A 12,666-nucleotide genomic window follows, 5' to 3' on the forward strand; every position below is an offset into this window, starting at 1 on the left:
TGTCGGCACGTATGGCCGAGGCGGGCGCGCGAACTCACTCCTCCCTGAATGCCCGCTGGATTTGATCTTCCAAAGGTTTCACGAGGTAAGACAGCATTGACCGGCTGCCGGTCGAGAAGAACACCTCGACAGGCATGCCGGGCGCCAAGGTTAGGCCTTTCAGCCGTGTAAGCTCTGTGCGCGGCAGTGTGACCCGCACGGTATAGAAGCTCGTGCCGCTTCGCTCATCGATGCTGAGATCGGGGGAGATCTCACTGACTACACCATTTAGCTCAGGCGTTATCCGCTGGTTGAAAGCCGAAAGCCGCAAGGTTGCGCTCTGCCTTGGTGTCAGCTGATCGATGTCTTGCGGTGCCACACGCGCTTCCACGGTCAGGTCGTCTGTCACAGGGACAATCTGCATGATGAGTTCTCCGGCAGATATAACGCCGCCGACCGTATGCACGCCAAGCTGATGGACGACGCCAGTTTGCGGGCTGCGTATATCGATACGCCTGAGTTGATCTTCGGCAGAGACCTTTTGCTCAACCAACTCGGCGAGCTTTGCCTGGACGTCACGGAGTTCGGTTGCCACCTCGCTGCGCAAATCCTGGTCGATCTGAATGATCTGCAAACGGATTTCGGACGTATGACCCTTCGATTGCGCGATTGCCGCAGTCAGCTTGCCATGCTCGCCTTCAAGCCGGACTGCATCACGCTCAAGTGTCGTTATGCGATCGATTGAAACCAGCTTGCGGTGCCAGAGCTTGCGCATCCCGTCGAGCTCAAGCCCGATCAGCTTGATTTCCTGACTTTTAGCATCCCTTTGCTCGGTCAGACCGGAAACTTCCTCGCTGAGCTGAGTAATGCGCTCTTCCAACTGAGCCTTCTGGCCAGCGCGTGCCTGGCGACGAAACTCGAACAGGGATTGCTCGCCTCCCATCGCACGCCGGATCTCAGGATCGCCCTGCCGCGAGCTCAGCGAAGCTGGGAAGGCGATGGCGTCATTGCCATCGCGCTCGGCTTCGAGGCGGGCCAGCCGGGCCTCGAATTCGTCCAGGCTCTTGGTGACGATGGCTAAATTCGCCCGGGTGACGGTTTCATCGAGACGGATCAAGACCTGGCCCGCCTTCACGGCATCGCCTTCTCGAACGAGGATTTGACCGACGACGCCACCCGTTGGATGCTGCACCTTTTTAACGCTGGAATCGACGACCAGCCTTCCCGAAGCAATGACGGCTCCGGAAAGCTCCGTGACCGCGGCCAGGCTTCCCGCCCCACCAACCAGAAGCACGCACACCGCGACACCACCGAACAGATAGCGGCGAATGGTCCGATCGATCGCGGGCGCCGCGTATTGCGTCATCACTGTGTCGCCTCCTCAGGGCCGGAGACGACCTTCAGAGGAACGCCTCCCGGGCGGGTTACCTTCCCCAGGACCTCATTCTTGGGCCCAAACGCCTGGACACGGCCGTTTGCCATGACAAGGACCTGATCCAGGCTTGCAAGCGCGCTCGGCCGATGCGCAACCACCACAGCAATACCGCCTCGCGCCCGCACTTCTTCAATTGCCGCCGCCAGCGCGGCCTCCCCTTCTGCATCGAGGTTGGAATTGGGCTCGTCCAGAATCACGAGGAACGGGTCGCCGTAGAGGGCTCGTGCGAGTGCAACTCGCTGTCTCTGGCCCGCCGAAAGCGCCGCCCCAGCCTCGCCGATGCGAGTTTCGTAACCTTCAGGCAGATGGACGACGAGATCGTGAACGCCGGCGGCTTGCGCAGCCGCCAGTATCTTGTCCGACGGGGGGCGAGATTCGAAGCGCGCGATGTTCTCGGCTATGGTGCCATCAAACAGCTGCACATCCTGCGGCAGATAGCCGATGTGGTTGCCGAGCTCTTCCGGCGACCATTGGTCGAGGGTCGCGCCATCGAGCCTGACCGTTCCCCGGATGGGGAGCCATATTCCCGCAATCGCGCGAACAAGCGATGATTTGCCCGAGGCACTCGGTCCGATGATGCCGAGTCCGGCACCCTTGTCCAAAGCAAAGCCCGCATCCTGGACGACTACACGACGCTCCCCCGGCGGCGTGACGCTAATGCCTTCGACGGCAAGAGCAGATACCGGCGCGGGCAGCGAGACACTCGTGGCGGTCCGGGGAAGCATGGCCAAAAGCTGGGTCAGCCGGGTCCATGCCTGGCGAGCACTGACAAAGCCCTTCCAATGGGCGATAGCCAGTTCGACCGGTGCGAGCGCCCGGCTCATCATAATCGAACTGGCGATCATAATACCGGCTGTCGCTTCCTGATGAATGACCAGATAGGCGCCGATCGCCAGTATACCCGACTGCAGCATCATGCGCAGGACCTTCGAGATCGTCCCGAGTGTCCCAGCCAGGTCGCTGGCTGTTGCGTTCGTGTTGAGATAATCGGCGTTGACGCCTGCCCAGCGCTCGGCAATGCGCGCGCCAAAGCCCATCGCCTGCAGAGCCTCTGCATTGCGGCGCGTCGCCTCCGCAAGCGTATTGCGCGCTGCCGCCTGGCTGTTTGCCATTTTCGCAGGCTCCCTCGTGCGAACTTCGGCAAGCAGGGTGAGGCCGGAGAGAACGATGGCGCCTGCCAGCGCCGTCACGCCGATCCAGAAATGAAAGAGGAAGCAAATTGCCAGATACAGCGGCATCCAGGGCAGATCGAAAAGCGCTGTCGGACCAGTGCTCGACAGAAACGAACGAACCTGATCAAGATCCCGCAAAGACTGAAGGCCGTCGCCTGGGAGCTTGGTGCGCAACGGCAAACGCATAAGGGCGGTATAGACTTGCCCACTCACTCGCGCGTCCAACGCCATCCCGATGCGCACAAGCAGCCGCGACCGGATTAGTTCAAGAACACCCTGAAAGACGAAAAGCGTGCCGGCAAACACAGCAAGTCCGATGAGTGTCGGCACACTGCGGCCGGGTATGACCCGATCATAGACCTGCAGCATGAAGAACGAGCCGGTCAGCGCCAGAACATTGACGACACCGCTCATCAGAGCGATTCCAGCGATCGCGCGGCGGAAAGAGGCCAAAACCGCAGCGAGCGTTGTTCGCGGCGGCTCGGACGAATGGGAATGCGACATCGCCTTCACATCGGTTTCAGTTCGGTCCCACGCGCAAGGATCGTGCCCGAAATCAGGCTCGATGACAACGTCTACATACCGCCGCAGTCAGGCGCCGCGCCTAGATAAGCCAATCGTTCAGCGCGTAGGCGTGGATGTAGTCGATCTGGATCTCCGCAGGTGTCGCAAGCCCGTCGGCAGGCGCCCCCGCGAGACCACCGACTGCCAGATCGACCAGCATATACATCGGGTCGTGCATGTCGGAAGGGGTTGCGGCACGGGAAACTTCCACATCATCGAAATACCAGACGAGTTCGTCTTCCGTCCACAGCACCCCGTACGTGTGGAACCCTCCCGTATCGGCGGCAAAGGCCGTCGAGGACACTGTCGTATGACTTCCCGTCTCGTTCGAGTGGCTTGTCATAATGAGCTTGCCTGGATCCTGGCCGAGCATCTCCACGACGTCCAGTTCCGGTGGCCAGGAGCCGTCTGCCGGCAGCAGCCAGAAGGCCGGCCACACACCTTGCTTTTCGGGCATGTCGGCCCGAATTTCGAAATAGCCGTAGGTCTGCGCGAACGATTCATAGGTCGTCAGCAAACCTGACGTGTATTTGTAATTGTCTATGTAGGGCTGGATAGCCGCGGGAGCCCGGGCGGCGGTAATCGTAAGAACACCATCCTCGATGCTGAAGGGGTTAACGGAACGCGTCGGAGCGTAGTTGGTGTCGATATACCATTGAAGCTCCTTGTTGCTCGTGAGCGAGCTGCCATTCGGGGCACCCCACCAGAAGTTCGAATCCCAGGTGCCGCTCGAGCCATTCCACAGGTCCAGCGTGTTGAACTCGTCCGAAAAGGTGAGTTCCAGATGCGACCTGTCCAAGGCAAGATCGAACTGGGCTGGGGTGAACTGGTCGATGGTCTTGTTGGCGAACACGAGAAACTCGTTTTCGGACAGGTTGAGTCGGACGTTCGCTCCCGTTTGCACCATTTTGGCGTGCACTTCCTCGAAGGAGGTGAAGCCGTAGCTTCCGACGCGCGCTGTATCGTCGGCGCCAAAGTCGAGGATCAGGTCACTGCCATTCCCGGGGGTCACAACAAAAATGTCGGCCCCGGACCCGCCCTTGAGAACGTCGTCTCCCCGGAGGCCGTCGAGCGTCTGTTGGCCGGAGCCGCCGGTAATGATGTTGCTTAGCTCGTTTCCGAAAGCAAAGTGTTTGTCCCCGGTGACCGTCAGGTTCTCGAAATTGGCCGGGAGCTTGTAGCTCATCCAGGTCGAGATGGTATCGACACCCTCGTTGGGCAGCTCGACCGCCTTGTTTTTGGATGAATACAGATAATAGATGTCATCGCCCTTGCCGCCATACATTGTGACGGCAGCGCCGCCGTCGGCGTACATCGAGTCGTTGTAGATGCTGCCATAAAGTAGCGGGCCCGAATTCGTCGCCGAATACCACTTTACCGAGGACCCGCTGTAAGGGAGTGGCACACCCTTGGCGTTCAATACGGTGGCCATTTAGTTCTTCTCCTTTGTCTCGCCTCCACATCAGGCTACCTTTGGAGGACAAAACGAGCCAGTAACATTTGGCTCCCGACTTGAGAGAGTTACCAGAACTTTAATGGGCAACGCAGCGAGGGCCCGCCTGAACGTTCAGGGCACCGGGATTGCAGCCGGGCCCTTGCCGCTCTGCTTCGGCCGGCCGCAATGTCAGACGTGCGGCCGTTATGCGACGCAGGGCTTGTTGTCAGGTGCATGACGTGGAACGTGATTTACAGCTTTGGCGCGATGGCGGGCGCGCTGCATCGTTGATATTGTACGCGCAGAACAGGCGCGCAAATGATATCTGATTCAGAGAAGGCCGAAGCGGTCGAGCAGCTGCTTGATACACCTGAGCTTGCAACAGCACTCGAAAGCGAACAGTTCAAGAAATTCCTTGACCAGGTGCCGATCGCCATAGCCGTTTCGGACCTTGCCGGTGAAGAGCGCGTGGTCTACGCCAATCCGGAATTCGAGAAACTGTCAGGCCTGACGGCCGCCAGGCTCACCCGAGAAAACTGGGCGGCCCTTTTAGGCACAGGCCTCCATCAGCAAAAGGACAGGCCGCTAGCCGAGGCCGTGGTCGAGGGAACCGATCTGGTCGGCACCTTCAGGCTGGAACGCGGCGAGGACAAACCCGCGATTGTCGACGTTTATTCGAACGAGATAGAGGACGACAACGGCAAGGTTTGCTTCCGGCTGGTGGCCCTGGTCGACGTATCGGCTCACGGCGAGGCGGGAGATCAGCGCTCGGCCGAGGAGCGTGTCAGCGAGAACGACATACTGCTTCGCGAACTGCAGCACAGGGTGAAGAACAACCTGCAGATGATCACCGCACTGATCCGGCTGGAAAGCCGCAACGCTACCGAGGCCGACCGGACTCGGTTTGAGCGGCTCGCCGGTCGCGTCGACGCTTTGGCGATCCTCTACCAGACGCTAACGGCCGACCAGCCGAAGGAGGAGGTCGATCTTGGTGTGTATCTCAGCCAGATAGCGTCCGCGGTGATGAGCTCGCATGCAGTCGAGGGGATCCGGCTGGATATGAAGGTGGATACATATCCGGTGTCAATAAACGTCGCCATGCCGGCGGGGCTGGTCGTGAACGAATTGCTGACCAATTCACTAAAGCATGCCTTCCGGGGGCGCGACGGCGGCACGATAATGCTGCACAGTGTCGTCGATGGCGATGGCTGCCGGGTTACGGTGGCGGACGACGGAATCGGCCTGCCGGAAGGCGAGATGTGGCCCAAGCCAGGCAAGCTCGGCGCGCTGATCGCGCGATCGCTGACCGAGAACGCCAAGGCCCAGCTATCGGTCGAGTCCAGCGCCAACAAAGGGACGAAGGTGACCATCGTTTTCAAACGGTGGGCGGCAGCAAGCTGAACGATTGCCGTCGAACATAGCAGGCTGGCGCTGGCTTCATGGCGGTTTTGAGCAGGTGGCTGCAAATAGGCGAGGGCGCCTGACGCGCGCTTCGAGCCGCCAGCAATCGGACGCCGCCAACTCGGCACGCGCCGGCTCACGGGTCACGAGAACACGTCATAACCCTTTGCTGCGAATGCGCCTGCAGCGGCTCGCCCGATCCCACTGGAGGCGCCGCTGATCGCGTTCGGACGCAAGGCACGGCTCGGCGACTGACGCTAGTTCCGTCCGCGACCTCGGGAACGGCGCGGGCACCTGACGCCTTCGCGCCCATCACGCGCGGGCCGGCAATTCAGCAGCGAGTCATCGTATTGGCCAACCTTGCCGAGGACGAAGGTCTAACCTACACATCAAATTGGTGCAAATACCGACCTAGCTAGCTCTGACAGGCAGAGGTTCACCGCCTTGTGCGAGCGAGGTCCTCTGCGGGTCCACGTCTTGAGCTGCTCAAGGGCTGCCCTCGCATTGTTGCAGCCATGCCTGTCGCCGGTTTCAGTCTTCACGAACACCGGAGGGACGAACCAATGGGTTGCCATAAGGGATAATTAGAGGGGTCGGAGTGTTTGGTAGGGATATCTGAGCCGGTGATCGAATTTGGCTCGCGCGAAGATCCACACGACCTACTAACCAGGAAAAAGCATAGCCTCCTCCTCGGCAGCAGCCAGGAACGCCTTACGTGCCTCCTCAGGTTCCATCTCGTCGGAAATGCAGGCGATGCAGACGCGCACCGCTTGGTTCCATTTGGGGCCACGCTTGGTCCACTTCATCAACTCCTGGCCGGCTGCCTCGACGTTGTTCACGTTCCGAGTCATACCGGCGCGCTCCGTCCTCACAGGGACCGGAGCGGAGAACCAATGGGTTGCCATGGGGGGAACTTAGAGCGGGAATGGCCTGCTGGCCAACCCAGGAATCGTCCGCTGGTAAGGGAACAACGGAGGCCCTCGTAGGTTTAGAACTCGCAGCGGTCGATTTCTTCGAGGATGTAGCCGCTGTAGGTCCGTCGCCTTTCTCACGGGCGGCGGGCCCTCGTGGTATCCGATTTACCTATTCGCGGTTGGCGAAGTAACATACCCTCTTCCTTAGCGGCAGCCAGGAATGCCTTGCGGGCCTCCTCAGCTTCCATCTCGTCGAATATCACGGCCATACACACGCGCACCGCGAGGTCCCAGCAAGGGCCACGCTTGCTCCACTTCATCAGCTGCTCGCCGGCTGTCTCGGCGTTGTTGACGTTGTGGATGATCCCGGGATGCTCGGTCTTGACGGAGACCGGAGGGTTGAACCAGTGGAGAGCCATACAGTCACTCTTTGTCGGCCCTATCAAGTTCCTCCAGCAAATACCTTTGCTCAGCCGGCAGCTCTCGTTCTACAGGCAAATTTAGCAGGTTGCGAAGGTAATTGCGGACTACCTCTGAGGTGATCCACCGCCGCACAAATTCGGCAATAGCCTTCTGTTTGGCTTTCTCGATTTCAGCCATGTTCGGGCCTGCATGCTTAAGAGGACCGAACTGCACCGCGAGCGGATTTGTTCCTGCTAATCACGAACATCAAGCAGGACGGCGCGCCCGTCTTGCGGGGCCGCGATAAGCAAATTCCTGGAATGCTGGGCGGGAACGTTAGACGGATTAGCGAGGCGCGTGCTGGACAGCTACTCCCGGCCGTCGAAACACACGAACAGGCCAGTGGCGGAAGCTACCTCAAGGATAGCCTCAGTTAGCTCTTCGTCAGATGCCCGCAGATTAGGCGCAGTCACACGGACTCGTTCTATTGCAGCCTTGATCGATACAATGTCTCCGCGAGCCGCCCCGTTCAGGAGTGCAGCAATAGCCTGATATAGAATTGGACTGACAATTTGAACGACACTCATCCGACCATCCCCAAGGGACACGCCGAAGAGGCGACAGTACTCTCTCCCTGACCGACATCAACAGGATGTAAGAATCGTACATGCTGGGCCGTAACCGTCAGGAATGTTGGTAGAAATTTCTGAGCGGGGGATCGGATAACTGGCTCGCGAAGACCCCCATGCCCCCTTAGTTTCCCATCATACGCCAGCCTCAGGAAATCCTAGGGCCTCGCTTAATCCAGCGGTTCGGTGCCGTTTGTCGGCCGAGGTCCGCGTTGCACGGCTCGGGCCGCTGCTCGTGGCTGCGCTGCTGCGGCAGGAAGGTCTTGCCGCCAACCTCTCGCCAGCCTGCATGTCGGCGCCAAGAATATTCCGCGGGAGCGAAGGCGTGCGCGCAATCGCTCCGGTTGTTGGCTTTTGTTGACGCCATCCGCGACGCCGCGCTGGCCGGGTTGAAGGAGCACGATCGGCTGACGATGGCCAGAAAGCAGATGGAGCGGCGGCTGCGCGAGAGACGCGCGAATTCAAAGCTGCCCGACCTCGTCGAGCTGGTGCTGTCAAGACCGGTTGTCTCCACGGCTCTTATCCAGGAGCGACTAAAGATCTCGAAACAGGGCGCGCTCAATCTCGTGGGCGAACTCGGCCTGCGTGAGATGACGGGAAGGGAGCGGGCCTGGGGGATGTGATTTGCGGTGGTTGGAGTAAGGGCTGTCGAACCTTACGGACTTACCTAACTTGACGAACTTTCGAAGCGTCTTTCAGCGCAATCCGGCACAGACATCGACCTTGAGGCGGTGATCCGAGAGAGTCGCCGGCCGAATCGAGGCGTCGAGCTTTGATCTTCGTCAATACCAACGTCGTTTCCGAAACGTTGAAAAAACCCAGACGAGGCAGTCATTGCCGGGCTGATCCGATACGATGCCGAACTCGCGCTTCCAACCGTGACGCCGAGATCGCCTTCGGCATCCAGAAGATAAGACCGGATCAACGTGCCGAACGGCTGGAGCAAGGGTTGGCCGACTGGCGCCGGCGTTTCGCAGACCGCATCTTCGGTCTGACAGAAGAAGCTGCGCTGGTTTATGGGAAATTGTGGGTGCTGCTGCTCGCCAGGGACGCGGCATGTCGGCACCCGATGGCATGATCGCAGCGATCGCTCGAGTAAACGGTGGCCGCCTCGCCACGCGCAATCTGACTGACTTCGAGACGGAAGGACTCGTTCTGACATCTCCGTGGGAGTTCTGAGACGTTTTCCTGTCGTCGCTTTTGCTCAAACCCCATCTGCCAGTCACAGACGAGCTGAAAGGCCGTCAAAGCGCAGGCGAGCGACATCAGGTTCGATTGCATGCCGTCAAATCCCCTAAAGATCACTCGAAGCGCCTCCTCGGCAGCCTCGCCGTAAGGCTCCCGCAACCGACGCTGCCCTTTTTTTGAGAAACCAATTAGGCTCGCTGGGCTTGCGAGACACCGAAAGGGGCTGATCTGAAACAGATGCCGGACGTGAAACAATTGAGATTGCTCGGCGTTCTGGCAGCCGCAGCGATCGGTCTATATGTCTGCTATCTGCTTGCGTGGCCTTTTTTGCCGGCATTGACCTGGGCTCTCGTCCTGGCAGTCATTCTGTCTCCGGCTCATCGTTGGGTTGAGAGACGGGTCGGAAATCGAAACCTGGCAGCGCTGATATCAGTAAGCGTCGCGGCGATTGCCGTCGGGCTGCCGCTGGCACTCGTCGCACAACAGCTCGTTCGTGAGGCGGTAAACGGAGCGACTTATCTGGAGGAGGTCATCCGTGGTTGGGATGCAGACGGCTTCATGTCTGGCTATCCCACGCTTTCGGTCATTGCCCAATGGATCGAGAACCAATTCGATCCGGCCGGCTCCGTCGCAGCATTCGTACAATGGCTGACGGGACAAAGCACGTCGCTGTTGCGTGGCTCCATCTATCAGGTCGCGATGTTCGGGCTGACATTTTATCTTCTGTTCTATTTTCTGCGTGATCGCCAACATGCCCTGCAAGCCGTTGCGGGCCTTTCGCCCCTGCGCGCTCCGGAGACAGCATACATCTTGTCCCGCTTTGCGGAGACCGTCCATGCAACACTGCTCGGCACCGTGTTCGTCGCCGCCGTCCAGGGAACATTGGGTGGCCTGATGTTCTGGTGGCTCGGCCTGCCGACCCCAGTCTTTTGGGGCCTTGTCATGGGACTTCTTGCCATAGTGCCTGTGCTCGGGGCATTTGTGATCTGGGTGCCCGCAGCGGTCTATCTCGCGCTGGAGGGGGCTTGGGCCAGCGCGGCGATATTGACCGTCTGGGGCGGCGTCATTGTCGGCGGCATCGACAATCTGCTCTATCCGATGCTTGTCGGGAATCGGTTACGCCTCCACACGGTCGTGGCCTTTGTCGGCTCGGTCGGCGGCATTGTCTTGTTTGGGGCATCCGGCCTTGTCCTCGGCCCCGCGGTGATCGCCATCACCATCAGCCTCATTGATGTTCTGAAGAACCGATTGACTGATCAGCCCGAGTCGGCGCCACCGCGCCCTACCGAGCTACCGCATCACCCCGTGACGGATTGACCACGAAGACAGGGCTGCTCATGAGTTTCCGTGTTCTGACCGCACCGTACTCAAGATCAAGCGGGCGGAAGGGGCGGGCTGGCCTTCGAGCGGTAGCGAGAAACCTGAACAACTCTGGGCCAGACATTTCAATCAAGGCAAGCACATCAGCTCGGCTGCTGTATTGCGGCGAGCTTCCAGTCCCCGCTGTTCTGGCGCATGAAGGTCCACAGTTCGGTTGTCTCGGTCGGCTGATCGGCCTGGCCCTCAACGATTTTGTCGCTGATGCGATCGCGGGTCACGTCGCGAGACTCATAGCGCAAAGCAGCCGTCGCGTAGTCGCGGTCACCCTCCCGCCAACTTTCCGCAATATCGGCCTCCAATAGGTTGACGTCCGACACGTCGTTCCTGACGCCCTTTTTGGCATTGTCGGCAAGTTCCTCGGACAGATAGGACACCATCTCGTGCGTCGCCAACCGGCGCAAAGCAGCATGATCTTCGCGCCCGAATGCCTCCTGAACTTCCGTCAGCCGTTGCTGGAACGTGTCGAGGTCGGTTTGCGTGAGTGTGATCTCATCGGAAGCGTTGGCTTGGCTCGTTCCGCCAAATCCTGACCCGATGCCTGGAATGGCGAAAGCGGTAGCGTTGCTCGGCTCGGGCCCAGCTGCTGCTTTTCGCCCAAAGGTCCCGGTGCCCCGCGAGGCACCGGCCGTAGCGGGCGCTGGGTTGTATGCCGATTGCGAGCGGAAAAAGCGGATCGCCAGCATGATCACGCCGCCGATCAGCAGTACTTGGAGCAAAAGGCCCAACATGCCGGCCAAGCCGCCGAACCCATAGCCCAGAAGAACGCCGATCAAACCGCCAAGGAGCAGCCCCCGCATCATCGATCCGCCGAGGCCGTTGAAGAAGCCTGGGCGCTGGAATGCCTGCGGCTGACGGGCCGCATTGTTCGTTGCCGCATTAGGCGTCATCGAGCGCTCGACCGGTGCGGCCGGTTGCGGCGCGACTCTGGTCGGCGGGACCGGCTGGAAAGTGCGCATGCCGCGACTGCCGAAGCTGCCGCCACGGCGCGCATCGGCGTGATCAACAGCCACCATGGAAAATGCCAGGAACAATCCGGCGAACAGAACTGCAAACCGTCCCCAACGCGAAATCAGCATAGGCAAATCCTCAAGTGACACTCTGTCCACCCATATGGGGTGCGTCGATCGAAATATCAGTGAATAGTCCGCTGAGATATTTTCCGACGGCATGGTCGGGCGCCCGCCGGGGTTCACGATGAGACTGTCCAGCCTGCCCAAGCGAGATGATTGCCTGTCCGATCATGCAGGCGCGCCGCACCCGGCCGACCGCCGTCTGTCGCATCAAGAGCAGCGGATATGCAAGCGTCGGTTCGCCGCTCTCCCGGCGACGAGGCCGACGGTTCCCGGCAATGACTTGAGCTTGACATACAGCTTTTCTAGGTATTATCAACACACCTGCAAAACCTGCCATACAGGTTTGCCTTCTGAACTGGAGATCGCGTGAGCACGGTGGTAGCCGCAAAACATTCCGACGCAGCGAGCCTGGTCAGCAATACGATCGGCGAGATCACGCGCCACATCCGCACGCATGAACTCGGACCAGGCGACCGGCTGCCCAGCGAGGCCGCGCTTTCGAGGCAATTGAGCGTCTCGCGTACTGTGGTGCGCGAGGCCTTCAGCTCGCTCGCCGCGATGCGGCTTATCGACCTCAGGGCAGGCAGGCGGGCTACCGTCGCCGAGCTGGACTATGGCGTCATGTCGCTGGTGATCGAGCATGGCGTCCACACCGAGCAGATCACGGTGCAGCAAATCTACGACGTGCGCCGCACGATCGAGACCCGCACCGCCATGCTGGCGGCTTTGCGCAGAACCGCCGACGAAGTGGAAAGGATCAGGGCGCACGCGCTTGCCATGCGCGAGAATTTCCAGCGACCGGAACAGGTCATGGAGCACGATCTCGCCTTTCACCTCGAAATCGCCAAGGCGGCAAAGAATCCGGTTTTTAGCCTCATCGTAGGCGCGTTCGAGCGCGTATCGCGCCAGACCTGGCCGATCGGCTGGCGCAGCCGCCCTTCGGATGCCGAGCAGTTGGAGATGATCCAGATCCATATCGAGCTCGCCGAAGCAATCGAGACCGGTGATCCCCAGTCTGCTCGCGACCTGATGGCGAGGCATTTTGACGAGAGCGTCAAGGCCCTGCTGGCGGCCGGCATCGCCTGAGGACGGGG

11 protein-coding genes and 2 pseudogenes are annotated in these 12,666 nt (G+C 60.1%); 6 read left to right on the plus strand and 7 right to left on the minus strand.

Going from position 1 to position 12,666, the window contains the following annotated elements; translation table 11 throughout:
- Nucleotides 1-34: 34 nt before the first annotated feature.
- The 3 genes from NKI79_RS20285 to eglC all read right to left on the minus strand — a co-directional run bounded on the left by NKI79_RS20285 (nucleotide 35) and on the right by eglC (nucleotide 4,582).
- Nucleotides 35-1,345 carry an HlyD family type I secretion periplasmic adaptor subunit gene (locus tag NKI79_RS20285; protein ID WP_352803770.1) on the minus strand — a complete coding sequence of 437 codons (1,311 nt, stop codon included), beginning with the start codon at nucleotides 1,343-1,345 and terminating at the stop codon, nucleotides 35-37.
- Complete coding sequence (locus tag NKI79_RS20290; protein WP_352478762.1) at nucleotides 1,345-3,090, minus strand: type I secretion system permease/ATPase; 1,746 nt, start codon at nucleotides 3,088-3,090, stop codon at nucleotides 1,345-1,347. Before NKI79_RS20290 ends, NKI79_RS20285 begins: the two co-directional genes overlap by 1 nt.
- 100 nt (nucleotides 3,091-3,190) lie before the next feature.
- Nucleotides 3,191-4,582, minus strand: a complete 1,392-nt coding sequence (gene eglC / locus NKI79_RS20295; RefSeq protein WP_352803773.1) for an endo-1,3-1,4-beta-glycanase EglC — start codon at nucleotides 4,580-4,582, stop codon at nucleotides 3,191-3,193.
- Nucleotides 4,583-4,903: 321 nt separating this feature from the next.
- On the opposite strand from eglC, the gene NKI79_RS20300 reads away from it, so the two are divergent.
- Complete coding sequence (locus NKI79_RS20300; RefSeq protein ID WP_352478601.1) at nucleotides 4,904-5,986, plus strand: histidine kinase dimerization/phosphoacceptor domain -containing protein; 1,083 nt, start codon at nucleotides 4,904-4,906, stop codon at nucleotides 5,984-5,986.
- Between the two features lie 662 nt (nucleotides 5,987-6,648).
- Here NKI79_RS20300 and NKI79_RS20305 read toward each other — a convergent pair.
- The 3 genes from NKI79_RS20305 to NKI79_RS20315 all read right to left on the minus strand — a co-directional run bounded on the left by NKI79_RS20305 (nucleotide 6,649) and on the right by NKI79_RS20315 (nucleotide 7,500).
- Nucleotides 6,649-6,891, minus strand: a complete 243-nt coding sequence (locus NKI79_RS20305) for a DUF982 domain-containing protein (RefSeq protein WP_352803775.1) — start codon at nucleotides 6,889-6,891, stop codon at nucleotides 6,649-6,651.
- Between the two features lie 143 nt (nucleotides 6,892-7,034).
- Entirely contained in the window at nucleotides 7,035-7,319 is a 285-nt protein-coding gene (locus NKI79_RS20310) for a DUF982 domain-containing protein (protein WP_352803778.1), read from the minus strand.
- A 4-nt stretch (nucleotides 7,320-7,323) separates the two neighbouring features.
- The gene (locus tag NKI79_RS20315; protein ID WP_352803780.1) at nucleotides 7,324-7,500 is read right to left on the minus strand and encodes a hypothetical protein; all 177 of its coding nucleotides are present in this window, start codon (nucleotides 7,498-7,500) and stop codon (nucleotides 7,324-7,326) included.
- 643 nt (nucleotides 7,501-8,143) lie between these two features.
- Here NKI79_RS20315 and NKI79_RS20320 point away from each other — a divergent pair.
- The 4 genes and pseudogenes from NKI79_RS20320 to NKI79_RS20335 all read left to right on the plus strand — a co-directional run bounded on the left by NKI79_RS20320 (nucleotide 8,144) and on the right by NKI79_RS20335 (nucleotide 10,436).
- Nucleotides 8,144-8,554 carry a helix-turn-helix domain-containing protein gene (locus NKI79_RS20320; RefSeq protein WP_352803782.1) on the plus strand — a complete coding sequence of 137 codons (411 nt, stop codon included), beginning with the start codon at nucleotides 8,144-8,146 and terminating at the stop codon, nucleotides 8,552-8,554.
- Between the two features lie 66 nt (nucleotides 8,555-8,620).
- Nucleotides 8,621-8,707 (plus strand): annotated as a pseudogene (locus tag NKI79_RS20325) (plasmid stabilization protein); the annotation flags it as partial.
- Nucleotides 8,704-9,110: pseudogene (locus NKI79_RS20330) on the plus strand (PIN domain-containing protein). The pseudogenes NKI79_RS20325 and NKI79_RS20330, both read left to right, overlap by 4 nt.
- Nucleotides 9,111-9,356: 246 nt before the next feature.
- Complete coding sequence (locus NKI79_RS20335) at nucleotides 9,357-10,436, plus strand: AI-2E family transporter (protein ID WP_352803784.1); 1,080 nt, start codon at nucleotides 9,357-9,359, stop codon at nucleotides 10,434-10,436.
- Nucleotides 10,437-10,582: 146 nt separating this feature from the next.
- Here the strand turns inward: NKI79_RS20335 and NKI79_RS20340 are convergent, their stop codons facing one another.
- Nucleotides 10,583-11,572, minus strand: a complete 990-nt coding sequence (locus tag NKI79_RS20340; RefSeq protein ID WP_352803938.1) for a Tim44 domain-containing protein — start codon at nucleotides 11,570-11,572, stop codon at nucleotides 10,583-10,585.
- Nucleotides 11,573-11,938: 366 nt separating this feature from the next.
- Here NKI79_RS20340 and NKI79_RS20345 point away from each other — a divergent pair, with 366 nt between their 5' ends.
- The gene (locus tag NKI79_RS20345; protein ID WP_502894296.1) at nucleotides 11,939-12,658 is read left to right on the plus strand and encodes a FadR/GntR family transcriptional regulator; all 720 of its coding nucleotides are present in this window, start codon (nucleotides 11,939-11,941) and stop codon (nucleotides 12,656-12,658) included.
- Nucleotides 12,659-12,666: the final 8 nt, after the last annotated feature.

The sequence above is a fragment of the Mesorhizobium sp. M0340 genome (genome assembly GCF_040321535.1).
Classification (GTDB): Bacteria; Pseudomonadota; Alphaproteobacteria; order Rhizobiales; family Rhizobiaceae; genus Mesorhizobium.

Excerpts from the sequence above, each read along its gene's own strand:
- NKI79_RS20305 (WP_352803775.1), bottom strand. The coding sequence starts at position 6,891 with ATGGCAACCCATTGGTTCTCCGCTCCGGTCCCTGTGAGGACGGAGCGC.
- NKI79_RS20300 (WP_352478601.1), top strand. The coding sequence starts at position 4,904 with ATGATATCTGATTCAGAGAAGGCCGAAGCGGTCGAGCAGCTGCTTGAT.
- eglC (WP_352803773.1), bottom strand. The coding sequence starts at position 4,582 with ATGGCCACCGTATTGAACGCCAAGGGTGTGCCACTCCCTTACAGCGGG.
- NKI79_RS20335 (WP_352803784.1), top strand. The coding sequence starts at position 9,357 with ATGCCGGACGTGAAACAATTGAGATTGCTCGGCGTTCTGGCAGCCGCA.
- NKI79_RS20285 (WP_352803770.1), bottom strand. The coding sequence starts at position 1,345 with ATGACGCAATACGCGGCGCCCGCGATCGATCGGACCATTCGCCGCTAT.
- NKI79_RS20290 (WP_352478762.1), bottom strand. The coding sequence starts at position 3,090 with ATGTCGCATTCCCATTCGTCCGAGCCGCCGCGAACAACGCTCGCTGCG.
- NKI79_RS20310 (WP_352803778.1), bottom strand. The coding sequence starts at position 7,319 with ATGGCTCTCCACTGGTTCAACCCTCCGGTCTCCGTCAAGACCGAGCAT.
- NKI79_RS20315 (WP_352803780.1), bottom strand. The coding sequence starts at position 7,500 with ATGGCTGAAATCGAGAAAGCCAAACAGAAGGCTATTGCCGAATTTGTG.